The sequence below is a fragment of the Streptomyces glaucescens genome (assembly GCF_002154375.1).
Taxonomy (GTDB): domain Bacteria; phylum Actinomycetota; class Actinomycetes; order Streptomycetales; family Streptomycetaceae; genus Streptomyces; species Streptomyces glaucescens.
The window spans coordinates 1-24,941 of sequence record NZ_MUND01000199.1; the positions used below are offsets into that span (position 1 = coordinate 1).

Sequence of the window (24,941 nt, forward strand, 5' to 3'; positions counted from 1 at the left end):
TGCCGTCCCACCAGCGCTCGGTGTGCGGGGCCGTGGGGTCGCGATACCAGCCGGGCGGCGGTGTCATGCTCATATCCCGGCACTGTAGGCGCAGTACTACAACGGCGTGACGTACGCCCCCGAGATCCCGCCGTCCACCAGGAAGTCGGTGGCGTTCACGAAGGACGAGTCGTCGCTGGCCAGGAAGGCGACCGCGGCGGCGATCTCCTCGGCCTCGGCGAACCGGCCGAGCGGGATGTGCACCAGCCGGCGGGCGGCTCGCTCCGGGTCCTTGGCGAACAACTCCTGCAGGAGCGGGGTGTTCACCGGGCCCGGACAGAGCGCGTTCACGCGGATGCCCTCCCGGGCGAACTGCACGCCCAGCTCCCGGGACATGGCCAGAACCCCGCCCTTGGAGGCGGTGTAGGAGATCTGGGAGGTCGCCGCGCCCATCCGGGCGACGAAGGACGCGGTGTTGATGATGGAGCCCTTGCCCTGGCGCCGCATGTAGGGGATGGCGGCCTTGCAGCACAGGTAGACGGAGGTGAGGTTGACCTCCTGGACCCGCTTCCAGGCGTCCAGGCCGGTCTCCAGGATGGAGTCGTCGTCGGGCGGGGAGATGCCGGCGTTGTTGAAGGCGACGTCGACGCTGCCGTAGGTGTCGTACGCCGTCCCGAACAGCGCCTCGACCTGCTCGGGGTCGGTGACGTCCACCTTGACGAAGATGCCGCCGGTCTCCTCCGCGGCCGCCTTGCCGCGGGCCTCGTCGACGTCGCCGCAGACGACGTGCGCGCCCTCGGAGGCGAGGCGGCGGGCGGTGGCGAGGCCGATGCCGCTGCCGGCTCCGGTGACGACGGCGGTACGGCCGACGAGCCGGCGGCAGACGATGTCAGAGCTCTGAGAGGTCACTGTGCGAGGCCCTCCGTGCTGGTGGGGACATTGCTGAGGAAGACGTTCTTGGTCTCGGTGAAGGCGGCCAGGGCGTCGGGGCCGAGTTCGCGGCCGATGCCGGACTGCTTGAAACCGCCGAACGGGGTCCAGTAGCGGACGCTGGAGTGCGAGTTGACGGACAGGTTGCCCGCCCGGACGGCCTGGGAGACGCGCAGGGCACGGCCCACGTCACGGGTCCAGATGGAGCCGGAGAGGCCGTAGTCGGTGGCGTTGGCCAGTGCCACGGCCTCCGCCTCGTCGTCGAAGGGGAGGACGACGGCGACGGGGCCGAAGACCTCCTCGACGGCCACGCGCGCGTGCGGGTCGACGCCGGTGAGGACGGTGGGCGGGAACCAGAAGCCGGGGCCCTCGGGGGCCTTGCCGCGGATGCCCGGGGCGTCCGGGCCGACGTAGCCGCGCACCCGCTCCAGCTGGGCGCGGGAGATCAGCGGGCCCATGTCGGTGGTCTCGTCGGCCGGGTCGCCGACCGTGACCGCCTCGATCGCGGGGGCCAGCAGCTGAAGGAAGCGGTCGTACGCGGTGCGCTGGACGAGGATCCGGGTGCGGGCGCAGCAGTCCTGGCCGGAGTTGTCGAGGAAGGACATCGGGGCGGCGGCCGCGGCGGCCTCCAGGTCGGCGTCGGCGAAGACGATGTTGGGGCTCTTGCCGCCGAGTTCCAGGGTGACGCGCTTGAGGTGGGCGGAGCCCTTCGCCAGCACCTGCCTGCCCACGGCCGTCGATCCGGTGAAGACGATCTTCGCCACACCCGGGTGCTGGACCAGCGCGTCGCCCGCGATTGGCCCGTGGCCGGGCAGCACCTGGAAGAGGTGTTCCGGCAGACCGGCCTCCAGGGCGAGTTCGGCGAGCCGCAGCGCGGTGAGCGGGGTCGTCTCGGCGGGCTTGAGGATCACCGCGTTCCCGGCGGCGAGGGCGGGCGCGGTGCCCCAGGCGGCGATCGGCATCGGGAAGTTCCAGGGCGCGATCACCCCGACCACGCCGAGCGGTTCGAGGATCGTCACGTCGAGGCCGCCGGGGACGGGGATCTGGCGGCCGGTGAGCCGCTCCACTCCACCGGCCGCGTAGTCCAGCAGATCGCGGACGTTGCCGGCCTCCCAGCGGGCGTTGCCGATGACATGGCCGGCCTCCCGCACCTCCAGCCGGGCCAGTTCCTCCAGGTGCCCGTCCACGGTGACGGCGAACCGGCGCAGCAGCCGGGCCCGGTCGCCCGGGGGCAGCGCGGCCCATGCCGACTGCGCCTTCGCGGCCCGTACGACGGCCCGGTCCACGTCCTCGGCGGTGGCGGCCGGGACGGTGGCGACGACCTCCTCGGTCGCGGGGTTGAGCACCTCAAGGGTGTGGGTCACGGGTTGCCTCACATCCGTTCGAAGGAGCGGCGCAGCTCCCAGTCGGTCACCGCGGCGTCGAAGGCGGCCAGTTCGACGCGCGCCATGTTGCGGTAGTGGTCGACCACGTCGTCACCGAACGCGGCCTTGGCGACGGGGCTGTTCTCCCACAGTTCGGCGGCTTCCCGAAGGGTGGTGGGGACCTGCTCGTACCCGGCGGTGTAGGCGTTGCCCGTACAGGCCTCGGGCAGTTCCAGTTCCCGTTCCACGCCGTCGAGGCCCGCCGCGACCATGGCGGCGACGGCGAGGTGCGGGTTGACGTCGCCGCCGGGGAGCCGGTTCTCGAAGCGCAGGGAGCGGCCGTGGCCGACGACGCGCAGCGCGCAGGTGCGGTTGTCGTGGCCCCAGGCGACGGCGGTCGGGGCGAAGGAGCCCGGCTGGAACCGCTTGTAGGAGTTGATGTGCGGGGCGTGGAGAAGGGTGAGGTCGCGCAGGGCGGCCAGCTGTCCGGCGAGGAAGTGCCGCATCAGCGGGGACATGCCGTGCGGGCCGTCCCCGGCGAAGGCGGGACGGCCGTCGGCGTCGGTCACCGACAGGTGGATGTGGCAGGAGTTGCCCTCGCGCTCGTTGTACTTCGCCATGAAGGTCAGGGACATGCCCTCCTGGGCGGCGATCTCCTTGGCGCCGGTCTTGTAGATCGCGTGCTGGTCGCAGGTGACCAGGGCCTCGTCGTAGCGGAAGGCGATCTCGTGCTGGCCCGGGTTGCACTCGCCCTTGGCGGACTCGACGGTCATCCCGGCGCCCGCCATCTCGTTGCGGATGCGGCGCAGCAGGGGCTCGATCCGGCCGGTGCCGAGCACCGAGTAGTCGATGTTGTACTGGTTGGCGGGGGTCAGACCCCGGTAGTTCGCGTCCCAGGCCTGTTCGTAGGTGTCCTTGAAGACGATGAACTCCAGCTCGGTGCCGACCTGGGCGGTCAGGCCCAGTGCGGCGAGCCGGTCCAGCTGGCGGCGCAGGATCTGCCGGGGCGCGGCGGTCACCGGGGAGCCGTCCGCCCAGGCGAGGTCGGCGACGACGAGGGCGGTGCCCGCGTTCCAGGGGAGGCGGCGCAGGGTGGCGAGGTCCGGGTGCATGGCGAAGTCGCCGTAGCCGCTGTCCCAGGAGGACATGGCGTAGCCGTCGACGGTGTTCATCTCGGCGTCGACGGCGAGCAGGTAGTTGCAGCCCTCGGTGCCGTGCCTCATCACCTCGTCGAGGAAGAAGCGCGCCGCGAACCGCTTGCCCTGGAGGCGTCCCTGCATGTCCGGGAAGGCCAGGACGACGGTGTCGATCTCACCGCCCGCGACGAGGGCGTGCAGCTCCTCGACACTGAGCGGAGGTGTGCGGTCTGCCACGGGGAGGGCCTCCTTCGGTCAGCCGGGAGCCCTAAGGTATGAGGGAGAACCATTGATTGGGAAGGGGGCACGGCCACATGCCACTGGATCCGGTGGACCCCGTCGAGACCCATGCCGTCCCGCAGGGCGAGGACCGGCTGGCCCCGGTGCTGCGCCCCGTGCGGGCGGGCAACGGCTTCGAGGAGGCGCTGGAGCAGATCCTCCAGGTGGTCCGGCTCGGCCTGGTGCCCGGCGGCGGGCGGCTGCCCGCCGAACGGGAGCTGGCGGAGCGGCTCGGGATCAGCCGGGTGACGCTGCGCGAGGTGCTGAAGGTCCTCCAGGACCAGGGGCTGGTGGAGTCGCGGCGCGGCCGGTACGGCGGAACGTTCGTGCGCGAGCGCGCGGACGCCGTCGGCGAGGACGAGCTGCGGCGCCGGGTCGCCGGGGTCGACCTGGAGGACGTCCTGCGCTTCCGGGAGGTGCTGGAGACCGGCGCTGCCGGGCTCTGCGCCGCGCACGGGCTGACGGACGCCCGGGCGGGCCGGTTGCGCGAGGCGCTGGCCGGCACCCGGGACGCCCCGCTCGCCGACTACCGGCGCCGGGACACCCTGCTGCACCTCACCCTCGCCGAGCTGTCCGGCTCCCCCACCCTGACCGCGCAGTACGCGGCGGTCCGGGCCACCGTGAACGACCTGCTCGACTGCATCCCGCTGCTGGTGCGCAACCTGGAGCACTCCCAGCACCAGCACACCGCGCTGGTGGAGGCGGTGCTCGACGGGGACGCGGACGGGGCGCGGGAGATCATGCGGGAGCACTGCGCGGGGACGGCGGCCCTGCTGCGCGGGTTCCTGGGGTGAGCGGCCCTGCCGCCCGACTTCCGGGGTGAGCGGATCGCCGCGGGGGTGAGCCGCTTGCCTCGCGGCCCCCACCTCGGCAAAGGTATGCGCTGAGTCCATTGCGGGAGGTCGGATGACGGACAGGCGGCCGCTGATCGGCGTCAGCACCTATCTGGAGCCCGGGGTGCGCTGGGGCGTGTGGGACCTGGAGGCGGCACTGCTGCCCGCCGGGTACCCGCGGCTGGTGCAGCGCGCGGGCGGGCTGGCCGCCCTGCTCCCGCCGGACGCGCCGGAGCACGCGGCGGCGGCCGTGGCGCGGCTGGACGGCCTGGTGATCGCGGGCGGCCCCGACGTGGACCCGGTCCGTTACGGCGCCGGGCGCGACCCCCGCACCGGGCCCCCGGCCCACGCCCGGGACGCCTGGGAACTCGCCCTGGTCCGGGCGGCACTGGCGGCCCGGCTGCCGCTGCTCGGCATCTGCCGGGGCATGCAGCTGCTGAACGTGGCCCTCGGCGGCACCCTCACCCAGCACATCGACGGCCACGCCGAGGTCGTCGGCGTCTTCGGCCGCCACCCGGTCAAGCCGGTCCCGGGCACGCGGTACGCCGCGCTCGTCCCCGAGGAGACCTCCGTGCCGACGTACCACCACCAGGCCGTGGACCGCCTCGGCACCGGTCTGATCCCCTGCGCCCACGCCGCCGACGGCACCGTCGAGGCGATCGAGCTTCCCGGCGCGGGCACCTGGACGCTGGGGGTCCAGTGGCATCCGGAGATGGGTGAGGACGTCCGCGTGATGCGGGCCCTGACCGAGGCCGCGGCGACAGCCCGGCCCACGTCCTCCCGCACCGCTTGACGGGGGCCGGCCGGCGGCCCACTCCTGCGGGATCCCCGGTGGCTACCCCCGCGTCAGCGACAGCAGATCGCGGGCCGGTCCCGCCGGGCGGTGGCCGGTGCGCCAGACGGCTCGCAGGTCGCGGCGGAGGCTGACCCGGTCGACGGGGACGCTGACCAGGCGGCGGGTGGACAGCTCCTCGCGGACGGACAGTTCGCTGAGCACCGCGGGGCCCGCGCCGGCGACGGCGGAGGCCTTCACGGCGGTGGTGGAGGAGAGTTCGATCAGGGGGCGGGCGAGCCCGCCGAGGGCGGCGTCGAGGACCTGGCGGGTGCCGGAGCCCTTCTCGCGCAGCACGAGCGGGGTCGAGGCGAGTTCCTCGGCCGGGAGGGGCTTCCGGCGGCGGGCCCAGGCGTGGCCGGGCGCGGTGACGACGATGAGCTGGTCGTGGGCGACGACCACCGAGTCCAGCCCGGCCGGCACCGTCAGCCCCTCCACGAAGCCCAGGTCGGCCTCGTCGGCGAGCAGCCGCTCGGCGACCGCCGTCGAGTTGCCCGCGAGCAGGGACACGGCCGTGTCGGGCCGCTGGGCGCGCAGGGCGAGCAGCCAGCCGGGCAGCAGGTACTCGGCGATGGTCATGCTGGCCGCCACCCGCAGTCGCGAGTCCCGCCGGTGCCGCAGCGCCTGCGCCCCGGCGTCGAAGGCCTCGGCCGCCTCGACGACCCGCCGGGCCCAGTCGGTCACCAGCGCTCCCGCGTCGGTGAGCCGGGAGCCGCGCGGCGAGCGGTCGACCAGGGCCACGCCCAGCTGGCGTTCCATGGAGCGGATCCGGCTGCTGGCCGCGGGCTGGGTGATGCCGACCTCGCGGGCCGCGGCGCCGAGGCTGCCCAGCCGGGCCACGGCCAGCAGCAGTTGCAGGGCACCCAGGTCGGGCACCCGGTGCGCCAGCGAGCCGGCCGGCACGGACTCCTCCGTTCCGTTCGGACCCCGGGTGTCACTCGTCCTGCTCATAAAGCCAGTTTATGCCCTCATAGAGACATCCTCCCTGGTGGGATCCGCCCTGGCGCGAGACGGTCAGGGCATGATCACCGCAGTCCGCCACCTCGGCCCCAACTGGTACGCCTCCGTGATGGGGACCTCCGTCGTCGGCACGGCGGGCGCCGCGCTCCCGCTGCCCGTCCCGGGACTGCGCACCGCGTGCACCGCCGTCTGGGCCGCCGCCCTCGTCCTGCTGCTGACCCTGCTCGCCGCCCGCGCCCTGCACTGGATCCACCATCACGACCAGGCCCGCGCCCACCTCCTCGATCCGGCCACGGCCCCCTTCCACGGCTGTCTGGCCATGGCCCTGGTGTCGGTCGGCGGCGGCACCCTGACGCTCGGCCGGGACTGGCTCGGCGGCACGGCGGCGGTCACGCTCGGCGCCGGGCTGTTCACGGCCGGGACGGCGATCGGGCTGGCGGTCGCGGTCACGGTCCCGTATCTGATGGCGGTACGTCACCGGGTGCGGCCCGAACAGGCGACTCCCGTCTGGCTGCTGCCGCTGGTCGCCCCGATGGTGTCGGCCGCGGTCGGACCGCTCCTGGTGCCGCACCTGCCGCCCGGGCAGGCCCGGGAGACGCTGCTGTTCGCCTGTGTCGGGCTGTTCGGGCTCAGTCTGCTCGGCACCTCGCTGATGCTGCCGCTGGTCTTCGCCCGGCTGGTGACGGGCGGTCCGCTGCCGCTCGCGCTGACCCCGACCCTGTTCCTGGTGCTGGGCCCGCTCGGCCAGTCCACCACCGCGGTGGGCATGTTCGCGGACACCGCCCCGAGCGCCGTACCGCACGCGGCCGGCCCCGCCTTCACCCTGCCCGCCGTGCTGTACGGGGTGCCCGTGATGGGGTTCGCGCTGCTGTGGCTGGGCCTCGCCACCGCGCATGTGGTGCGGGCCCGCCGGCAGGGCATGGGCTTCGCGCTGACCTGGTGGGCCTTCACCTTCCCGGTCGGCACCTGCGTCACGGGCGCGGAGTCCCTGGCCCGCCACACCGGCCTGGTCGCCTTCGACGGGCTCGCGGTGCTGCTGTACGGCGGGCTGGTCGCCGCCTGGGCCACGGCCGCCGTGCGGACGGCGGGCGGACTGCTCAGCGGACGGCTGCTCGCAGCGCCGCGCCCAGCACCCGTGGTGCTTCGGCCAGCGACGGCCCGTACCACGTCAGGTGCCGTCCGCTGACCAGTGCGCAGGGCAGCCCCGGGAAGGCCTCGGGGCCGTCGCCCGCGGTGAACCGGTAGGGCTCGTCGGGGAGCACGACCAGGTCCGGGCGGGCCGCGGTCAGCTCGTCGAGCGGGACGCGGGGGTACCGCTCGGCGTGGTCCGCGTACAGGTGGTCCACGCCGAGCCGGGTGAGCACGTCGCCGGCGAAGGTGTCCCGGCCCAGCACCATCCACGGCCGCCGCCAGATCGGCACCACGGCCGTCGTACGCCGCTCCGGGACCGGCGGGGCCGCCCAGGCCGCCTCCGCCTCGTCCAGCCAGCGGGGCCGGCCCGGCGCACCGCACGCCGCCAGCACCCGGGCCAGCTCGCGGAAGGCCTGCGGCACGTCCCGCACCTCGGTCACCAGCACCTCGGCACCCGCCGCGCGCAGGGCGTCCAGATCGGGGGCCCGGTTCTCCTCCTCGTTGGCGATCACCAGGTCGGGGGCGAGCGCGAGGATCCGCTCGGTCTTCGGGTTCTTGGTGCCACCGACGCGGGTGACCTCGAGGTCCGCCGGATGGCTGCACCAGTCGGTGACGCCGGCCAGCACCCCGGGCACGGTCGCGGCCACCGCCTCGGTGAGCGACGGCACCAGGGAGACGACCCGCACTACCGGTGCCGGTCCTGGACGGCCTCGATGTGCTCCGCCACGGCCACGACGAGCACCCGGGTCTCCGGCACGGTGGCCCGCCAGCGGTGCCGTACGCCGCCGGTGAGGTACAGGGTGTCCCCGCGGCCGAGCCGGTACGCGCGGCCCTCCGCCTCGATCTCGACGGCGCCGTCCGCGACGTACATCAGCTGGTCGTTGCGGTGCTGGAACTCGCGGCCCGCGTCATGGTCGCCGGTGAACTCCGAGGCGTGCATCTGGTGGTGGCCGCGGACCAGGGACCGCACCTGCGGCTGGAGCACCGGCTCGGCCTCCTCCGCGCGCACCACGTCGACGCTGCACGCCGGGTCGGCGGCGGCGAGGAGTTCCACGGCGGTGGTGCGCAGCGCGTCGGCGACCTTCTCCAGGGAGCTGCGGCTGGGCCGCGCGCGGTCGTTCTCGACCTGGCTCAGGAAGGGCACCGACAGGCCGCTGCGCTCGGCCACGACGGCGAGGGTGAGCTCCAGGGCCCGGCGCCGCCGCCGGACGGCCGCGCCCACCCGAAGGGGCTGTTCTTTGTGGTCGCCCATCGCTCCGGCTCCCTCCTTCGCTCGTCGTGTTCCCGCTCGTCGTGTGCCCGCTCGTCGTGTGCCTGCCGATGAGTGGTTGTCTGCACCCTACGCATGTTCGGCAAACCGTTTCAGGGCCCCGTCACATCGTCGGCACACTGCGTCGGGTGAGACCTCACGGTTCGCGCCAGTGGATCAGCGGTCCGCGCGCCGCGGGAGGGCGGCCCCGAAACGGCACCGGCCCTCGAACCGTACGAGTGTTCGCTCATTCTTTTCAATGCGGGCGCCGTCCGCGATGTTCCTGGCCCCCGCCGGATCCCGCTCGGGTGTGGGCGTCGCGCTGTGTGGTTGTCCGAATCCTTGTCGTACGTCCGCCGTGCACCACGAGGGGCGGGCCGCACCGCATCGGTGTGGCCCGCCCCTCGCCCGGGCGGTCGGGTCCGTCAGGTCACCCGGCCGCCTGGCTTCCGCCGCCCCGGCCGTCGACCGGGGCCCACCGGTCCACCAGGCCGGGGTTCTCCTTCAGCCAGGCGCGGACGGCGTCCTGCTCCCCGCCCTTCCCGGCCTTGGTGATCCGCGACTCCAGGCCGGTGAGCTGCTGCTCGGTCATCGAGAAGTCCTTCAGCCACCGGCCGACCTCGGGGTGCTCGGCGGCGAAGCCCTTGCGGGACAGTGTGTGCACCCCGTCGCCCGCGCCCCAGGCGCCCCTGGGGTCCGCCAGCTTCTTCAGGTCGTAGTCGCTGTACGCCCAGTGGGGCGACCAGAGCGTCACGACGACCGGCTTCTTCTGGGCGTACGCGCGCTTCAGCTCGGCGAGCATCGCGGGCGTGGAGCCGTCGACGACGTCGTACGCGCCCTCCAGGCCGTACTCCTTCATGACCTTGCTCTTGAGCAGGCCCATCATCCCGGCGCTGGGCTCGATGCCGACGATCTTGCCGCCGAACTCACCGGCGTGCTTCTTCAGGTCGTCGAGGGAGTTCACGTCCTTCATGTACGCCGGGACGGTCAGCTCCAGCGAGGTCGGCCCGTACCACTTGCCGAGGTCGTCGAGCTGATCGCCGTACTTCTTCCAGTACTCGGCGTGGGTGGTCGGCAGCCAGGCGTCGGTCTGGAAGTCGACCTGGCCGGTGGCGAGGCCGGTGTAGAGCGGGCCCGCGGCGTACTGGGTGGTCGTGACGTCGAAGCCGCGCTGCTCCAGGATCTCCTTCCAGAGGTACGTCGAGGCGATGCCCTCGTCCCACGGGATGTACCCGATGGTGATCTCCTTGCCCCGGCCCACGTTCGCCGCCGAGGCCTCGGCGGTGCCTGCCGAGGACCCGAACACGCCCATGCCGCCCGCGACCAGCGCGAGCACGGCCACGCCGACGACCGGGACGACCGGCCGGGGACGGTGCGCCCAGACCGCCTTCGCGCCGCTCGCCACCCGCGCCTTCGCGGCGGCCCGGCGGCCGAGCGGGGAGATCTGCGTGCCCAGGGCGCTGGTCATCCGGTCCAGGTAGACGGCGAGGACGACGATGGCGACGCCGGCCTCGAAGCCGTAGCCGATCTCCAGCTGGCCGATCGCCTCGTTGACCGCGCCGCCGAGACCGCCGGTGCCGGCCATGCCCGCGATGACGACCATCGACAGACCCAGCATGATCACCTGGTTGACGCCCGCCATGACGGTCGGCAGGGCGAGCGGCAGCTGCACCCGCAAAAGGATGTCCCGGGGCGTCGTGCCGAACGCCTCGGCGGCCTCCACCAGCTCCTTGTCGACCTGGCGGATGCCCAGTTCGGTCATCCGGACGCCCGGGGCGATCGCGAAGATCAGCGTGGCGATGACACCGGCGGCGGTGCCGAGACCGAAGAAGAGGATGGCCGGGATCAGCAGCACCATCGACGGCATGGTCTGGAGCAGGTCCAGGACCGGCCGCACGGTCGCGCTGACCCGCCGGGAACGGGCCGCCCAGATGCCCAGCGGTACGGCGATCACCAGGGCGATCACGGTCGCGACCAGGACCAGGGAGAGGGTCGACATGGCCCGCTCCCACAGGTCGAGGGAGTCGACCAGCGCGAAGCCCGCGAAGGCGAGCACGCCCGCGACGAGGCCGCGCAGCCACCACGCCAGCACCGCGAGGATGCCCGCGAGCAGCAGTGGCTCGGGGGCTGCCAGCACCGCGTCGATGCCGTCGTACATGCCCTCGACGAGCGCCTTGACCGCGTCGAAGAGCCAGGAGAGATGGGTCAGCAGCCAGTCGACCCCGGAGTCGACCCAGTCGCCGAGCTGAAGCCTAGGCACCGGCGGTCACCTTCCCCTCGCGCGGGCTGTCACAGGGCGCGGGGCCGCCCGTCTCGTCACCGAGGAAGCCGACGAGGCGCTGCCTCGGGACGACGCCGACGACCTCACGTCCGGCGTCCAGCACGGCGACCGGGTGCGGCACGCGCGCGCTCATCGCGCACAGCTCGGTGAACGGGGTGTCCGGCGTCGCGGTCTCACACCCGCAGGTCCCCTCGTCGCCGCGCAGCTCGGTGTCCATCACGGCGGCGGCGGTCAGCACCCGGGAGCGGTCGACGTCCTGGATGAAGGAGGCGACGTAGTCGTTCGCGGGGCGCAGCAGGATGTCCTCGGCGGTGCCGGTCTGCACGATCCGGCCGTCGCGCATCACGGCGATGCGGTCGCCCAGGCGCATGGCCTCGTTGAGGTCGTGGGTGATGAAGACGATCGTCTTCTTCAGGGTCTGCTGCAGGGTGAGCAGCTGGTCCTGCATGTCGCGGCGGATCAGCGGGTCCAGGGCGCTGAACGACTCGTCCATGAGGAGCAGGTCGGCGTCGGTGGCGAGGGCGCGGGCCAGGCCGACGCGCTGCTGCATGCCGCCGGACAGCTCGTCGGGCCAGGACTTCTCCCAGCCGGCCAGACCGCACAGGGCCAGCGCCTCGCCGGCGCGGCGCTCGCGCTCGGCGCGGGGCACGCCCTGCACGGCCAGACCGTAGGCCGCGTTCTCCAGCACGCTGCGGTGCGGGAACAGCGCGAAGTGCTGGAAGACCATGCTGATCTTGCGGGCCCGGACCGCGCGCAGCTCGCGGTCGCCGAGCGCGGTGAGGTCCTGGCCGTCGAAGCGGACCGTTCCGGCGGTCGGCTCCAGCAGCCCGTTCAGCATGCGCAGCAGCGTGGACTTCCCGGATCCCGACAGGCCCATGACGACGAAGATCTGACCGGGTTCGACGGTGAAGGAGGCGTCGATCACGGCGGCGGTGGTGCCGTCGGCGCGCAGCTCCTCGCGGTCGGCACCGGCGCGGAGCCGGTCGACTGCCTCGTCCGGTCGTCTGCCGAACACCTTGTACAGGTGATCGGCCTCAAGCCTGGATGACACACGTACCTCTCGTCATGGACGGCAACAAAACGGAGCGAAGGGGCGCACGGATTCAGCTGGGTGCGCAACCGGCATCGCTCCGAGGCGGCCCCTGCCCGGGCCGCCCGGCGACAAACGCACAAGTGGGCCAGTTCACGAGGGATGCGCAGGGCGCAACGCGTTGCCGGTGCGGACATGGCTGTCGGTGGCGTACGGCATGATGCGAGGCGTGACCGGACGACTGATGCTCCTCGACACCGCCTCGCTCTACTTCCGCGCCTACTTCGGTGTGCCGGAGTCCGTGAAGGCCCCGGACGGCACGCCGGTGAACGCCGTGCGCGGGCTGCTGGAATTCATCGACCGGCTGGTCAGGGACCACCGCCCCGAGCACCTGGTGGCCTGCATGGACGCCGACTGGCGCCCGAAGTGGCGGGTCGACCTGATCCCCTCCTACAAGGCGCACCGCGTCGCCGAGGAGCGCCCGGTGGGCCCGGACCAGGAGGAGGTGCCGGACACCCTCTCCCCGCAGGTCCCGATCATCGAGGCGGTGCTCGACGCGCTGGGCATCGCGCGGGTGGGCGTCGAGGGTTACGAGGCGGACGACGTCATCGGCACCTTCACCGCCCGCGCCGACGGCCCGGTCGACATCGTCACCGGCGACCGCGACCTGTACCAGCTGGTGGACGACGCGTCCGGGGTGCGCGTGCTGTATCCGCTCAAGGGCGTCGGCACCCTCCAGATCACCGACGAGGCGTGGCTGCGCGAGAAGTACGGCGTCGACGGCAGCGGGTACGCGGACCTGGCGCTGCTGCGCGGCGACCCCAGCGACGGGCTGCCCGGGGTGGCCGGCATCGGCGAGAAGACGGCCGCCAAGCTGCTCGCCGAGTTCGGCGACCTGGCCGGCGTCCTGGCAGCCGTGGAGGACCCGCACGCCAGGCTCACACCGACCCAGCGCAAGCGGCTGACGGAGGCCCGGCCGTATCTGGCGGTCGCCCCGAAGGTGGTCCGGGTCGCCGGCGACGTCCCGCTGCCCGACGTCGACACCGCCCTGCCGCGGGCCCCGCGCGACGCCGAGGCGGTCGAGGCCATCGGGGAGCGGTGGGGGCTGGGCGGTTCCCTGCGCCGCCTGCTGGTGACGCTGGGCGCCTGAGGGTACCCGGTCGATCGCCGGGGGCGCCGCGCCGGCGTCCGGCGCGTGCTCCGGGAGGCGACACGCACGCCGGACTCGCGGGGAGTGGTGTCGGTCAAGCGGGGAGAATGCTAACTTAGGTAAGCCTAAGTTGAGGGAACAGGGAGGCCGTCATGGCAGAACGTCCGGCCAGGAAGCCGCGGAGGGCCCACTCGGCACAGGTCGTCCGCACCGAACGGCTCACCCCGCACATGCAGCGCGTGGTGCTCGGCGGCCCCGGACTCGCCGCGTTCACCGCGGGCACCCACACCGACCACTACGTGAAACTCCTGTTCCCGCCGGCCGAGGGCATCACCTACCCGGAGCCGTTCGACCTGGAGCGGATCCGCGAGGAACTCCCCCGCGACCAGTGGCCGGTGACCCGGACGTACACGGTACGGGCCTGGGACCCCGAACTGCGCGAACTGACCCTGGACTTCGTGCTGCACGGCGACGAGGGCCTGGCCGGCCCCTGGGCGATGCGCGCCCTGCCGGGCGACACCGTCCGCTTCCTGGGCCCCGGCGGCGCCTACGCGCCCGACCCGGACGCCGACTGGCACCTCCTCGCCGGCGACGAGAGCGCGCTGCCCGCCATCGCGGCCACCCTGGAGGCACTGCCCGACGGCGCCGAGGTCCGGGCGTTCGTGGAGGTCGCCGGCCCCGTGGAGGAGCAGAAGATCGACTGCGACGTGGACATCGTCTGGCTGCACCGGGGCAACCGCCCGGTGGGACAGGCCCTGGTCGAGGCCGTGCGCGCACTGGCCTTCCCGGAGGGCCGGGTGCACGCCTTCGTGCACGGCGAGGCCGCCTGCGTGAAGGAGCTGCGCCGGCTGCTGCGCGTCGAGCACCGGATCCCCCGCGAGGACCTGTCCGTCTCCGGCTACTGGCGCCTCGGTCACGACGAGGACGGCTGGCAGGCCGCCAAGCGGGACTGGAACGCCAGGATCGAGGCGGAGCAGGAGGGCGCCCCCGCGTCCGCCGCGTGACCCACGCCCCGCGTCCGCCGCGTGATCCGCTCCCCCGTGCCCACGGGCGCCGGAAGCCGTCCCGGACGGAGCGCCTACGCTGGACCGCGATGAGACGCAAGGCCCGTATTCCGCCCGCCCCGCTGCCCCAGCGCCAGGGGGTCGACCCGGTGCGCGTGCGGCTGCCCGCCGAGGGACCGTGGGCCACCGTCCGCGACCATCTGGTGGAGCGGCTGTCGGGGGCGGGGCCCGGAGTCGTCGACGGGATGTTCGACGCCGGGAGGATCGTCGGGGCGGACGGCGCCGCGGTGCCGGCTGACGCCCCGTATCGGCCCGGGATGTTCGTGTGGTTCCACCGGGAGCTGCCCGAGGAGGTCCCGGTGCCGTTCCCGCTGCGGATCGTGCACCGCGACGAGCACATCGTCGTCGTCGACAAACCGCACTTCCTGGCCACCACTCCACGCGGCAGCCATGTCGCCGAGACCGCGCTCGCCCGGCTCCGCCGCGAGCTGGGCATCCCGACGCTCGGCGCCGCCCACCGGCTGGACCGGCTCACGGCCGGGCTGGTGCTGTTCACCGTGCGCCCGCAGGAGCGGGGCGCGTACCAGACGCTGTTCCGGGACCGGCTGGTACGCAAGGAGTACGAGGCGATCGCGCCGTACGATCCGGCGCTCGCCCTGCCCCGGACCCTGCGCAGCCGGATCATCAAGGAACGCGGATCGCTCACGGCCGTCGAGGTGGCGGGCGAGCCGAACGCGGTCAGCCGGATCGAGCTGCTCGAACACCGTGACGGCCTGGGCCGGTACCGGCTGTTGCCCGGCACGGGCCAGACCCATCAGCTGCGGGTACACATGAACGCGCTGGGGCTGCCGATCCTCGGCGACCCCCTCTACCCGGTGGTGGCCGACCCCGTCCCGGCCGGCGACTTCCGTGATCCGCTCCAACTGCTGGCGCGGGAGCTGGAGTTCACCGATCCGGTGACGGGAGTGGCACACCGCTTCCGCAGCACGCGCACGCTTGCCGCCTGGCCCGGTCAGTAGCCGCGCCACCAGCGCAGGAACCGCTGCCAGGCACCCGGCTCGGGGTCCGGCCCGGGCTCCGGGGCGGACTCCGGGGCGGGCGCGGCGGGGACCGGCTCCGCGGGCGGCAGCTCCCAGGACGGGGCCTTCGGCGGGTTCGGCGTGTGACTCGGCATCTGTTCCACGTCCTGCTGCGGGCGGGTCGCGAACCGCACCGGCAGCTCCACCAGATGGCGGGAGGCGATGGACTCCCGCCACTCCAGCTCGTCCTCCTCGCAGTCGAGCTGCACGTCCGGCAGCCGCCGCAGCAGCGCGTCGACGCCGACGTCGGCGATGACACGGCCGATGTCCTGGCCGGGACACTCGTGCGGGCCGCCGCCGAAGGCGAGGTGGGAGCGGTTGCCCATCATGCCGGCCTTCAGGTCGGGCCGGACCCGGGGGTCGACATTGCCGGGCGCGGGGGCGAACAGCAGCCCGTCGCCCTTGCGGATCTGCCGGCCGCCGAGTTCGGTGTCCTGCTTGGCGAAGTACGCGAAGACCGTGCTGAACGGCGGCTCGTCCCACAGTGACTGCTCGACCGCCTGCCCCACGGTCATCTGGCCGCCGTTCAGCTGCGCACGGAACCCCGGGTGGGTGAGGACCATGCGCAGGGCGTTGGCGAGCAGGTTGGCCGTGGCCTCGTACGCCGCGATCAGTACCACCCGCAGGTGCTCCCTGACCTCGTCGTCGGTCAGTCCGGACTCGTGCGAGACGAGCAGCCCGGCGATGTCCTCGTCGGGGTCGGCCCGGCGGCGGGCGGTGAGCCGGCCGAGCGCCTCCATGATGTAGGCGTTGCTGGCGATCGCGGTCTCGGTGCCCTTGAGCATGTCGCGGGCCGCGTGCACGATCCGCTCGTTGTACTCCTTCGGCATGCCCAGGAGGTCGCACATCACCGCCATCGGCAGATACTCGGAGTACTGGTTGACCAGATCGGCCTCGCCCCGCTCGCAGAACTTGTTGACCAGCGCCTGCGCGTGGCGGTAGACGGCCCGGCGCAGGATCCGGTAGTTGATCGGCTTCATGGCGTGGGTCACCGCCCCGCGCAGCCGCCGGTGCTCGTCGCCCTCCGCGTGGGAGCAGATGGGCTGCCAGGCGATGTGCGGCATCAGCGGATGATCGGGCTTGACCCTGCCCTCCACGAGCGGGGTCCAGATCCGGCTGTCCCGGCTGAACAGCGCGGGCGTGCCCACCAGCCGCAGGTTCTCCGCGTGGCCGAGGACCACCCAGATCGGCACGTCGTCATGGAGCAGGACGGGGGCCACCGGGCCGTGTTCCTCGCGCAGGTCCTCGTACAGGGAACGCAGGTCCAGCGGCCGGGGGCCGTAGAGCCGCGTCAGCGCGCCGCCGCCGAGCCCGTGCGCGGGGCAGCCGGGGGGCGGGGCGAGGGCGCGGTCGTCCGTACCGGTGGTGGTGGGGATGTCAGACGTCACGGTGGGTCGCTTTCCAGGCGTCTTGGGCCGGCCGTCAGGAGAGCCGGCCGGTCAGGGCGAGGGTGTGCAGGAAGCGCATCAGGGTCATGAGGACGTCCCGGCTGGAGGCCCGGCGGCGGACGTCGCACTCGATGATGGGGACGTCCGCCGCCAGGTCGAGCGCGGTGCGCAGCTGCTCCAGGGGGTAACGGGGCGCGTCCGGGAAGGTGTTGACGGCGACCACGAACGGCACGCCGCGCTCCTCCAGCCGCCCCATCACATCGAAGCTGACCTCGAGGCGGCGGGTGTCGACGAGGACGACCGCGCCGAGCGCCCCCTCGAACAGGCCGTTCCACAGGAACCAGAACCGCTCCTGGCCGGGGGTGCCGAACAGGTACAGCACCAGCTTGTCGGAGACGCTGATCCGGCCGAAGTCCATCGCCACGGTGGTGGCGGTCTTGGTCTCGGAGCCGAAGTTGTCGTCGACCCCGATCCCGGCCTGCGTCATGGTCTCCTCGGTGGTCAGCGGCCGGATCTCGCTGACCGACCCGACCATGGTGGTCTTGCCGACGCCGAACCCGCCCACGATCACGAGCTTCACCGCGGCCTCGGCCGTGTGCGGCAGCTGGTCCTCGGCGCGCGGGCCGGGAATGGTGTCAGAGCTTCTGAAGTCCATGCATCACCGCTTCGAGGAGGGAACGGTCAGGGAGCGCCTGGCGGACGATCGGCGCGCGCGCCTGCACCAGTCCGGCCGCCAGCAGCTCGGTGAGCAGCACGGACACCACACTGAACGGCAGTTGGAGGTAGGCGGACAGCTCGGCCCCGGAGAGCGGCGTCTCGCACAGCCGAATCACCGCGGCCTGCTCCGGCGGCAGGGAGCCGGGGGCCTCGGCGCGCCCCACGATCAACGTGACCAGGTCGATGTCGGCGGCACCGTCGTTCCCCTCGCCGATCACAAACAGCCGTTCGGGGTTCCTGCCCTCGCCCTCTTGGCGAGGTGCGGGATCCGGTTCCCGCTCGGGGTGGCGCCTCTGGCGTTGCGGAGGAGTCATACGGTCTGCCCGTTCCGCCGGGGCGGACTCGTGAGGTGGGTGCCGAGCCGCACGATGAGGTCGCGCATCCGTCCGCTCATCAGCCCGGGTTCGGTGCGGATGTCGGAGAGGACGGCGATGTAGGCGTTGGCGCCGGCGTTCATCAGATAGAAGTAGCCGCCGTCCACCTCCATCAGCAGCAGCCGCATCTCGCCCTTCTCGCTGGCCTCGATCTCGGCGGTGAGGGCGTGCGCCAGGCTCTGCATCCCGGCGCAGGCCGCGGCGACCCGGTCGGCGGCGTCGGGGTCACCGCCGTAGCGGGCGATCCGCAGCCCGTCGGCGGAGAGCACCACGATCATCTCGATGCCGAGGGTGCCGTCGACGAGGTCGCGGAGCATCCAGTCGATGTTGCCTCGCTGCTGCATCACGTGAGGTCCCCCTCGTCGCCGGCCTCGTCGCGGGCCGTTTCCATCCGGTTCGGCTGGTTTTCCTTGAGCAGGTGCTGGTAGGCGGCCGGGTTGCGGGTGAACCCGGTGGGGTCACCCGGGTTGTCCTTCTTCAGCCCCTCGTAGAAGGCCTCGACCCACATGCCCGGCAGGGGCTGCTCCTTCTTCTCCGGCTCGGGCTCGGGCTCCGGCTCCGGCTCCGGCTCGGGGTCGGGCGTCAGCCACGGGTTGTCCTTGATCCGGTGGGCGTTGGCGGCGCGCTCGGCCGCCTCCTTCACGGCCTGGTCCCAGGCCGCCTCGTCGATCAGCTGCTGGCTGAGCGAGGTCTTCACCCGGCTGCGGCGCTGCGGCAGGCCGTTCTCCGTCCACTCGGTGACCACGGGGACGTCGTCCTCCATGGACACCGTGGCGGGGATCTTCGGGTTGGTGGGGCGACGGATCTTGGGTTTGCGCTTGGGGCCCTCGACCGAGCCGGGCGGGCGCGGGGCCACCGACTGGGCGCCGATGCCGTGCGGCACGAAGCCGAGCACGCCCGGCTCGTCGGTCATCATGATCCGCGGCACCACGAGCACCGCCCGCAGACCGCCGTACGCCGAGGAGCGCAGCGAGATCTGCATGTCGTACTGCTTGCACAGACGGCCGACGACGGCGAAGCCCAGCCGCGGGACGTCCTCGATGACCTCCAGGTCGGTGCCCTCCGCGGCCATGGCCAGCAGTTCCTCGAGGCGCTCGCGGGACTCCTCGTTGAGGGGCGGGCCGCAGTCCTCGATCTCGATGGCGACGCCGTACTGCACTTCGTGCGCGGTGACGTGCACCTGGGTCTGCGGCGGCGAGTAGCGGGTGGCGTTGTCGAGGATCTCGGCGCAGGCGTGGATGACCGGCTCGACCGAGACGCCCCTGATGTTGACCTTGGCGATGGACTTCAGCTCGATGCGCTTGTACTCGAGGATCCGGGACATCGCGCCGCGCAGCACGCTGTAGAGCGCCACCGGCAGCGGCCACTGACGGCCCGGACGGCCGCCGCCGAGGACGGAGACCGAGTCGGCGAGACGGCCGATCAGGGCGTTGCCGTGGTCGATGCGCAGCAGGTCCTGGAAGACCTCGTGGTTGCGGCCGTGGTCCTCCTCCATCTCGCGGAGTTCCTTGGCCTGCTGGTGGACGATGGCCTGGACGCGCTGGGCGACGTGGACGAAGGACTGCTGGGCCCCCTCGCGCTGGGTGACCTCGCTCTCCACCGCCTTCAGCACCGCGTTCAGCAGGTCGGTGTGCGGTTTGCGCAGGTCATGGCAGCTGGGTTCGGTCTGCTGCAGGCGGTCCAGCACTTCGCGGGCCGGGAGGCCGCCGCGCAGCAGGCGGACCGAGCGGGGCAGCACCTCCTTGGTGATGCGGCCGATGAGCTGGTCCTGTTCGGCGAGGAGCTGCTCCAGGTAGGCGCCGCGCCGGGCCTGTTCGGTCTGCCGGCGGCGGAAGGCGCGGCCGCGTCGGGCGGCTTCGACGGCCGTCACGAGGACCAGCAGGGTGGCGATGCCGCCGACCAGGCCGACCGCGAACCGGGCAGAGTGCGCCACCACGGCGACGGCGGCTCCGGTCGCCGCCGCCATCACTATGGCAGGCGGCAACAGCACGCGGGTATACGGGAGTTCACGGCGACCGGGCGGGGTTTGAACACTCACCATGTGGGCCCTCTGAAACGAATCGGCTGGGTGTCGGGCGAGCTTGCGGGGGGAAGAGTCATGGAAATGTCTGGCCATTCACGGCAATGGGGAACAAGCGCACGAATTCAGCGCAACTCGGTGCGCTGCGGGCGAGCTTAGTCCGACCGGATCATCGGCGTGTCATATTCGGGGACCGCCTGAAACGGGCTGCGGCCACCGGGTACGCTCGGCTCCATTTGCACGGAACGAGATCAGTCGAACACACCACGTCATGTCGCACGGGCACACGAAAGCCGCCCACCCAAACGGGTGAACGGCTCACGTGTCAGAGCGGCGACCGGGTCAAGGGGCGCGGGCCGGATCGATGTGCGGCTCCGCCGCGCGGGCGCGAGAGCCCACGCGCTCCCCGGCGCCCGCCCGGGGCGATCATCCCACCGACGAGTAGGCGACGACCCCCCGCAGCAGCCCCTCGACCGCCTTGCGCGCGGCCTTCGGCACGGTGGACCCCTCCGCGGGCGCCGCCGCCTGGATCTGCCCCAGCACGTCGATCACCTGCTTGCACCACCGCACGAAGTCCCCCGCCGGCATCTCCGCCTCGCGCAGCACCTCGTCCAGCCCCTTGCCGGAGGCCCACATGTACGCGGCCCAGGCGAACCCGAGATCGGGCTCGCGCTGCCCGACGCCCTCGGTCTGGCTGATGCGGTAGTCCTCCTCCAGGGCGTCCAGCCGCCCCCAGATCCGCACCGTCTCGCCGAGCGCGGCCTTCGCCTTGCCGGACGGCAGCTTCGGGGCGAGCGCGTCGTCGCCGACCCGCGCCTCGTACACCAACGCCGAGACGCACGCGGCGAGTTCCGCCGGGGCCAAGCCCTCCCAGACGCCGGCCCGCAGGCACTCGCTGGCCAGCAGGTCCAGCTCGCCGTAGAGCCGGGCGAGCCGCTTGCCGTGCTCGGTGACCTCGTCGTCGCGCAGATAGTCCAGCTCGGTCAGCAGCGCCACGATCCGGTCGAAGGTCCGCGCGATGGTGTTCGTCCGGCCCTCGATACGGCGCTCCAGCTGCTTGGTGTCCCGCATCAGCCGGTGGTACCGCTCGGCCCAGCGGGCGTGGTCCTCGCGGTCGTTGCAGCCATGGCACGGGTGCGCCCGCAGGGCCGCCCGCAGCCGGGCGATCTCGCGGTCGTCGGCGGCCTCGGACCGCCGCTTGCGGTGCCGGTCGGGCGTGATGTGCCCGGCCTTGGTGCGCAGCGCGGACGCCAGGTCCCGGCGGGACTGCGGCGAGCGGGGGTTGAAGGACTTCGGGATGCGCATCCGCTCCAGCGGCTCCACCGGCACCGGGAAGTCGATCGACGCCAGCCGCTTGACCTGCCGCTCGGCGGTGAGCACCAGCGGGCGCGGCCCGTCGTGGTGCTCCAGGCCCCGGTGACCGTTGGAGCGCCCGGCGGGCAGGCCCGGGTCGAGCACCAGCGCCAGCCCGGCGTACTTGCCGGTCGGCACATGGATGACGTCACCGGGCTTCAGCCGCTCCAGCGCCACGGCGGCCTCGGCCCGCCGCTGCGACGCGCCCTGCCGGGCCAGCTCGGTCTCGCGGTCCTTCAGCTCCCGGCGCAGTCGCGCGTACTCCTCGAAGTCGCCGAGGTGGCAGGTCATGGAGGCCTTGTAGCCCTCCAGACCCTCCTCGTTGCGCTGCACCTGCCGGGAGATGCCGACGACCGACTTGTCGGCCTGGAACTGGGCGAACGAGGTCTCCAGCAGCTCACGCGAGCGGTGCCGCCCGAACTGCTCGACCAGGTTGACCGCCATGTTGTACGACGGCTTGAAGCTGGAGCGCAGCGGATAGGTGCGGGTGCCCGCGAGGCCGGCCAGGTGCTCGGGGCTCATCCCGCGCTGCCACAGCACCACGGCGTGGCCCTCGACGTCGATGCCGCGCCGTCCGGCCCGGCCGGTCAGCTGGGTGTACTCACCGGGGGTGATGTCGGCGTGCTGCTCGCCGTTCCACTTGACCAGCTTCTCCAGCACCACCGAGCGGGCGGGCATGTTGATGCCCAGCGCCAGCGTCTCGGTGGCGAAGACCGCCTTCACCAGCCCGCGGACGAACAGCTCCTCGACGACCTCCTTGAAGGTCGGCAGCATGCCCGCGTGGTGGGCGGCGATACCGCGCTCCAGGCCCTCCAGCCACTCGTAGTAGCCGAGCACGTGCAGGTCCTCGCGCGGGATCGAGGCGGTGCGCTCCTCGACGAGCGCCCGCACCCGGTGGCGCGCCTCCTCGTCGTTGAGCCGCAGCCCGGCGTACAGGCACTGCTGGACGGCTGCCTCGCAGGCGGCGCGGCTGAAGATGAAGGTGATCGCCGGGAGCAGCCCCTCGGCGTCCAGCCGTTCGATCACCTCGGGGCGGCTCGGCGTCCAGACGCGCGAGCGCTGGCGGCGCTCCCGCTCCCGGTCGGCCTCGCGCATCGCCCGGCCGCGCCGGCGGTCCTGGAAGGACGGCCGGGTCGCCTCCATGCGCGCCATCCGGGTGAGGTCGGGGTTGACGGCCTTCTTGTGGCCCTCGCCCTCCTCGAACAGGTCGTACATCCGCCGCCCGGCGAGCACGTGCTGGAACAGCGGCACGGGCCGGTGCTCGGAGACGATCACCTCGGTGTGGCCGCGCACGGTGTCCAGCCAGTCGCCGAACTCCTCGGCGTTGGAGACGGTCGCCGACAGCGACACCAGCGTCACGGACTCGGGCAGGTGGATGATCACCTCTTCCCAGACCGCGCCGCGGAAGCGGTCGGAGAGGTAGTGCACCTCGTCCATGACCACATAGCCGAGGCCCAGGAGCGTCTGGGAGCCCGCGTACAGCATGTTCCGCAGCACCTCGGTGGTCATCACGACCACCGGGGCGTCGGAGTTGACGCTGTTGTCGCCGGTCAGCAGGCCGACCTTCGCGGTGCCGTAGCGGCGGCACAGGTCGTTGTACTTCTGGTTCGACAGCGCCTTGATGGGGGTCGTGTAGAAGCACTTCTTGCCCTGCTGGAGGGCGAGGTGGACGGCGAACTCGCCGACGATCGTCTTGCCGGAGCCGGTGGGTGCCGCGACCAGCACGCCCTTCCCCGCCTCGAGGGCCTGGCAGGCCTCGATCTGGAAGGGGTCGAGGCCGAAGTCGTACATCTCGCGGAAGGACGCGAGCGCGGTGGCCTGCTCGGCTGCCCGCCTGCGGGCTGCCGCGTACCGCTCGGCCGGTGAGAGGTCCTGTGTCATCGTGCTTTCGAGCGTACCGGGCCGCACTGACAACAGGACGATCATTATCCGGATCCGATCCTGTGAATCCGGAGATAGCCCCAGCTCAGGGGCCCACCACCCGGACCGCCGCGGGGACGCAGCGCGCGGTCAGCGGCAGCGGTCCGAGCGGTTCGCCGTCCGCGTAGCCGGTGATTCCCTCCGCCGCGATCTCGATCTTCGCAGTCCGGTGCACGGTGACCTTGGGGTGATCCACGTGCCCGCCCCGGTACACGGTCGGGAAGACCCGCAGCAGCGTCCGCCGGGAGCAGTCCCCGACCACGGTGACGTCGAACAGCCCGTCGGTGAGGTCCGCTCCGGGGCAGATGCGCATCCCGCCGCCGTACGAGGATCCGTTGCCGACCGCCACCAGCGTCGCCTCGACCTCGCGCACGGCGCCGTCGTCGAGGGTGATCCGGTACGGGAACGGGCGGAACGCGGCCAGCTCGGCGAGCATCGCCAGGTCGTACTTGAGGCGGCCCGCGGGCCATCGCATCCGGTTGCCCCGGTCGTTGACCCGGGAGTCGAATCCGGAGGCCAGGACCGTGCCGAACCAGCGGTCCCCGGCCCGGCCGAGGTCGATGTCGCGCAGCCGCCCGCCCTTGAGGGCGTCGGCGATCAGCCGGCCGGCGGCGGCCGGGTTCCGCACGGGCAGGCCGAGGGCGCGGGCGAAGTCGTCACCGGTGCCGACGGCGACCAGGCCGAGCGGCGTCCGGGTGCCGGCGACCGCCTGGAGCGCCAGGCCCGCCATGCCGTCCCCGCCGACGGCGATCAGGGCGCCGGTGCCCTCGGCGACGGCGGCACGCGCGCGTGTGAGGGCGTCCCCGGCGTTCTCGCCGAGGACCGTCCGCACCGAGAAGCCGGCCGCCCGCAACGCGGAAGCGGCCGGCTGCGCCGCGTGGGCGCCTCGGCCGCGGCCCGCGGTGGGATTGACGAAGAGAGTGATCTCACAGGTCACGCAGTGACCCTACGAGCTGGGCGGCGCTCCTCAGGTCACGTCGTCATAACCGTTGACCCGGTCCCTGGTCGCCTGTTCGGGCAGCGCGGGGGCGGTGCTGACCGCCTCGATCTCGCCGATGTCCTCGGGGGTCAGATCCAGCTCCGAGGCCTCGTCGTCGGCGGGGCCCAGTGCCTCGCGGCGCCGGCGGCGGGCGTCGTTGACGAGCGAGAACCCGACCGCGGCGAAGTACAGGACCCAGATCGGCCCGGCGAGCCCGAGCATGGAGACCGGGTCGGTGCTGGGGGTGGCGATGGCCGCGAAGACCGTGATGCCCATGATCATGCCGCGCCACCAGCCGGCCATCCGCTTGCCGGAGATGGCGCCGGTGAGGTTCAGCATGACCAGCAGCAGCGGCAGCTCGAAGGAGAGGCCGAAGACGACGACCATACGGGTCACGAGGTCGAGCAGGTCGTCCAGCGGCAGCAGGTTGTCCACGTCGATCGGCGTGAACTCGATCAGCACCTGGGCGGTGGTGGGCAGCAGCTTGTAGGCGAAGTAGGCGCCGGCCAGGAAGAGCGGGAAGCCCGTGCCGACGAACGCGTACGCGTACTTCTTCTCGTGCTTGTGCAGACCGGGCGCGACGAACGCCCACAGCTGGTACAGCCAGACCGGCGCGGCCAGGACGACACCGGCCATCAGGGACACCTTCAGCGCGAGCGTGAACGGTGTGAGCAGACCGTTGATCGTGATGTTCGCGCACGGATCGGCGTTCTCGCCGGCCTTCGCCAGTTCCTCGAAGGTCTGCTTGCAGCCGACCGACTCGAGGATCGGCTCGGTGAAGAAGTTGATGATGTCGTTGTAGAAGAAGGCGGCGACGACCGTGACCGCCACGATCGCCAGCAGCGCCTTCGCGAGCCGGTTGCGGAGCTCACGAAGGTGCTCCGCGAGGGGCATCCGCCCCTCGGGATCCTTCTCCTTCTTGCGGGCAGACTTCAGCAACCCACGTTCCCATC

At 72.5% G+C, this 24,941-nt stretch carries 22 protein-coding genes; 6 read left to right on the plus strand and 16 right to left on the minus strand.

The window, feature by feature from the left end; all coding sequences use genetic code 11:
* Positions 1-96 precede the first annotated feature (96 nt).
* Genes CCN42_RS14725 through CCN42_RS14735 form a run of 3 tightly spaced genes read right to left on the minus strand, consistent with a single transcriptional unit; the run spans position 97 to position 3,646 of the window.
* A complete protein-coding gene (locus tag CCN42_RS14725) occupies positions 97-888 on the minus strand; it encodes a 3-oxoacyl-ACP reductase (protein WP_086736041.1) in 792 nt (263 codons plus the stop codon).
* The gene (locus tag CCN42_RS14730) at positions 885-2,273 is read right to left on the minus strand and encodes an aldehyde dehydrogenase family protein (RefSeq protein WP_107427594.1); all 1,389 of its coding nucleotides are present in this window, start codon (positions 2,271-2,273) and stop codon (positions 885-887) included. Before CCN42_RS14730 ends, CCN42_RS14725 begins: the two co-directional genes overlap by 4 nt.
* Before the next feature lie 8 nt (positions 2,274-2,281).
* Positions 2,282-3,646 carry a glutamine synthetase family protein gene (locus tag CCN42_RS14735; protein ID WP_086736045.1) on the minus strand — a complete coding sequence of 455 codons (1,365 nt, stop codon included), beginning with the start codon at positions 3,644-3,646 and terminating at the stop codon, positions 2,282-2,284.
* 77 nt (positions 3,647-3,723) lie between these two features.
* Here CCN42_RS14735 and CCN42_RS14740 point away from each other — a divergent pair, with 77 nt between their 5' ends.
* The gene (locus CCN42_RS14740; protein WP_086736047.1) at positions 3,724-4,482 is read left to right on the plus strand and encodes a FadR/GntR family transcriptional regulator; all 759 of its coding nucleotides are present in this window, start codon (positions 3,724-3,726) and stop codon (positions 4,480-4,482) included.
* A gap of 112 nt (positions 4,483-4,594) precedes the next feature.
* Positions 4,595-5,314, plus strand: coding sequence for a gamma-glutamyl-gamma-aminobutyrate hydrolase family protein (locus CCN42_RS14745; protein WP_086736048.1), 720 nt, complete (start codon positions 4,595-4,597; stop codon positions 5,312-5,314).
* A 42-nt stretch (positions 5,315-5,356) separates the two neighbouring features.
* On the opposite strand, the gene CCN42_RS14750 is transcribed toward CCN42_RS14745, so the two are convergent.
* Positions 5,357-6,304: a LysR family transcriptional regulator gene (locus CCN42_RS14750; protein ID WP_211294710.1), complete on the minus strand. Its 948-nt coding sequence runs from the start codon at positions 6,302-6,304 to the stop codon at positions 5,357-5,359.
* 70 nt (positions 6,305-6,374) lie between these two features.
* On the opposite strand from CCN42_RS14750, the gene CCN42_RS14755 reads away from it, so the two are divergent.
* Positions 6,375-7,499, plus strand: coding sequence for a TDT family transporter (locus tag CCN42_RS14755; RefSeq protein WP_086736052.1), 1,125 nt, complete (start codon positions 6,375-6,377; stop codon positions 7,497-7,499).
* Here the strand turns inward: CCN42_RS14755 and CCN42_RS14760 are convergent.
* The 4 genes from CCN42_RS14760 to CCN42_RS14775 all read right to left on the minus strand — a co-directional run bounded on the left by CCN42_RS14760 (position 7,411) and on the right by CCN42_RS14775 (position 12,025).
* The gene (locus CCN42_RS14760; protein ID WP_086736054.1) at positions 7,411-8,130 is read right to left on the minus strand and encodes a helical backbone metal receptor; all 720 of its coding nucleotides are present in this window, start codon (positions 8,128-8,130) and stop codon (positions 7,411-7,413) included. The genes CCN42_RS14755 and CCN42_RS14760 overlap by 89 nt on opposite strands.
* Positions 8,130-8,696 carry a helix-turn-helix domain-containing protein gene (locus tag CCN42_RS14765; RefSeq protein ID WP_086169200.1) on the minus strand — a complete coding sequence of 189 codons (567 nt, stop codon included), beginning with the start codon at positions 8,694-8,696 and terminating at the stop codon, positions 8,130-8,132. Before CCN42_RS14765 ends, CCN42_RS14760 begins: the two co-directional genes overlap by 1 nt.
* Positions 8,697-9,123: 427 nt before the next feature.
* The gene (locus tag CCN42_RS14770; protein ID WP_086736056.1) at positions 9,124-10,953 is read right to left on the minus strand and encodes an ABC transporter permease/substrate binding protein; all 1,830 of its coding nucleotides are present in this window, start codon (positions 10,951-10,953) and stop codon (positions 9,124-9,126) included.
* Positions 10,946-12,025 carry a quaternary amine ABC transporter ATP-binding protein gene (locus tag CCN42_RS14775; RefSeq protein ID WP_086736058.1) on the minus strand — a complete coding sequence of 360 codons (1,080 nt, stop codon included), beginning with the start codon at positions 12,023-12,025 and terminating at the stop codon, positions 10,946-10,948. The genes CCN42_RS14770 and CCN42_RS14775 overlap by 8 nt, the downstream gene beginning before the upstream one ends.
* Positions 12,026-12,224: 199 nt before the next feature.
* On the opposite strand from CCN42_RS14775, the gene CCN42_RS14780 reads away from it, so the two are divergent.
* From CCN42_RS14780 to CCN42_RS14790, 3 genes are all read left to right on the plus strand, one after another.
* Positions 12,225-13,154 carry a 5'-3' exonuclease gene (locus CCN42_RS14780; protein WP_245877286.1) on the plus strand — a complete coding sequence of 310 codons (930 nt, stop codon included), beginning with the start codon at positions 12,225-12,227 and terminating at the stop codon, positions 13,152-13,154.
* Between the two features lie 152 nt (positions 13,155-13,306).
* Positions 13,307-14,158, plus strand: coding sequence for a siderophore-interacting protein (locus tag CCN42_RS14785; protein ID WP_086736060.1), 852 nt, complete (start codon positions 13,307-13,309; stop codon positions 14,156-14,158).
* 89 nt (positions 14,159-14,247) lie between these two features.
* Positions 14,248-15,177 carry an RluA family pseudouridine synthase gene (locus CCN42_RS14790; protein WP_086736062.1) on the plus strand — a complete coding sequence of 310 codons (930 nt, stop codon included), beginning with the start codon at positions 14,248-14,250 and terminating at the stop codon, positions 15,175-15,177.
* On the opposite strand, the gene CCN42_RS14795 is transcribed toward CCN42_RS14790, so the two are convergent.
* The 8 genes from CCN42_RS14795 to tatC form a co-directional block, all read right to left on the minus strand.
* Positions 15,171-16,625, minus strand: a complete 1,455-nt coding sequence (locus tag CCN42_RS14795) for a cytochrome P450 (RefSeq protein ID WP_086736064.1) — start codon at positions 16,623-16,625, stop codon at positions 15,171-15,173. The genes CCN42_RS14790 and CCN42_RS14795 overlap by 7 nt on opposite strands.
* A 34-nt stretch (positions 16,626-16,659) precedes the next feature.
* On the minus strand, positions 16,660-17,280 hold the full coding sequence (locus CCN42_RS14800; protein WP_086169195.1) for a GTP-binding protein: 621 nt from the start codon (positions 17,278-17,280) through the stop codon (positions 16,660-16,662).
* Positions 17,261-17,656: a DUF742 domain-containing protein gene (locus CCN42_RS14805; RefSeq protein WP_086736066.1), complete on the minus strand. Its 396-nt coding sequence runs from the start codon at positions 17,654-17,656 to the stop codon at positions 17,261-17,263. The genes CCN42_RS14800 and CCN42_RS14805 overlap by 20 nt, the downstream gene beginning before the upstream one ends.
* Positions 17,653-18,063, minus strand: a complete 411-nt coding sequence (locus CCN42_RS14810; RefSeq protein ID WP_086169193.1) for a roadblock/LC7 domain-containing protein — start codon at positions 18,061-18,063, stop codon at positions 17,653-17,655. The genes CCN42_RS14805 and CCN42_RS14810 overlap by 4 nt, the downstream gene beginning before the upstream one ends.
* Complete coding sequence (locus tag CCN42_RS14815) at positions 18,060-19,757, minus strand: ATP-binding protein (protein ID WP_211294711.1); 1,698 nt, start codon at positions 19,755-19,757, stop codon at positions 18,060-18,062. Before CCN42_RS14815 ends, CCN42_RS14810 begins: the two co-directional genes overlap by 4 nt.
* Positions 19,758-20,162: 405 nt before the next feature.
* Positions 20,163-23,015 (minus strand): DEAD/DEAH box helicase, encoded by a 2,853-nt coding sequence (locus CCN42_RS14820; protein WP_086736070.1) that lies wholly within the window; start codon positions 23,013-23,015, stop codon positions 20,163-20,165.
* 40 nt (positions 23,016-23,055) lie between these two features.
* A complete protein-coding gene (locus CCN42_RS14825; RefSeq protein WP_086736072.1) occupies positions 23,056-23,946 on the minus strand; it encodes a diacylglycerol kinase in 891 nt (296 codons plus the stop codon).
* Positions 23,947-23,976: 30 nt separating this feature from the next.
* Positions 23,977-24,927 carry a twin-arginine translocase subunit TatC gene (tatC, locus tag CCN42_RS14830; protein ID WP_086736074.1) on the minus strand — a complete coding sequence of 317 codons (951 nt, stop codon included), beginning with the start codon at positions 24,925-24,927 and terminating at the stop codon, positions 23,977-23,979.
* Between the last annotated feature and the right edge of the window lie 14 nt (positions 24,928-24,941).

Coding starts and splice junctions, on each gene's coding strand:
- CCN42_RS14740 (WP_086736047.1), top strand. CDS start 3,724: ATGCCACTGGATCCGGTGGACCCCGTCGAGACCCATGCCGTCCCGCAG.
- CCN42_RS14745 (WP_086736048.1), top strand. CDS start 4,595: ATGACGGACAGGCGGCCGCTGATCGGCGTCAGCACCTATCTGGAGCCC.
- CCN42_RS14750 (WP_211294710.1), bottom strand. CDS start 6,304: ATGAGCAGGACGAGTGACACCCGGGGTCCGAACGGAACGGAGGAGTCC.
- CCN42_RS14755 (WP_086736052.1), top strand. CDS start 6,375: ATGATCACCGCAGTCCGCCACCTCGGCCCCAACTGGTACGCCTCCGTG.
- CCN42_RS14765 (WP_086169200.1), bottom strand. CDS start 8,696: ATGGGCGACCACAAAGAACAGCCCCTTCGGGTGGGCGCGGCCGTCCGG.
- CCN42_RS14780 (WP_245877286.1), top strand. CDS start 12,225: ATGCGAGGCGTGACCGGACGACTGATGCTCCTCGACACCGCCTCGCTC.
- CCN42_RS14785 (WP_086736060.1), top strand. CDS start 13,307: ATGGCAGAACGTCCGGCCAGGAAGCCGCGGAGGGCCCACTCGGCACAG.
- CCN42_RS14790 (WP_086736062.1), top strand. CDS start 14,248: ATGAGACGCAAGGCCCGTATTCCGCCCGCCCCGCTGCCCCAGCGCCAG.
- CCN42_RS14800 (WP_086169195.1), bottom strand. CDS start 17,280: ATGGACTTCAGAAGCTCTGACACCATTCCCGGCCCGCGCGCCGAGGAC.
- CCN42_RS14805 (WP_086736066.1), bottom strand. CDS start 17,656: ATGACTCCTCCGCAACGCCAGAGGCGCCACCCCGAGCGGGAACCGGAT.
- CCN42_RS14815 (WP_211294711.1), bottom strand. CDS start 19,757: ATGGTGAGTGTTCAAACCCCGCCCGGTCGCCGTGAACTCCCGTATACC.
- CCN42_RS14820 (WP_086736070.1), bottom strand. CDS start 23,015: ATGATCGTCCTGTTGTCAGTGCGGCCCGGTACGCTCGAAAGCACGATG.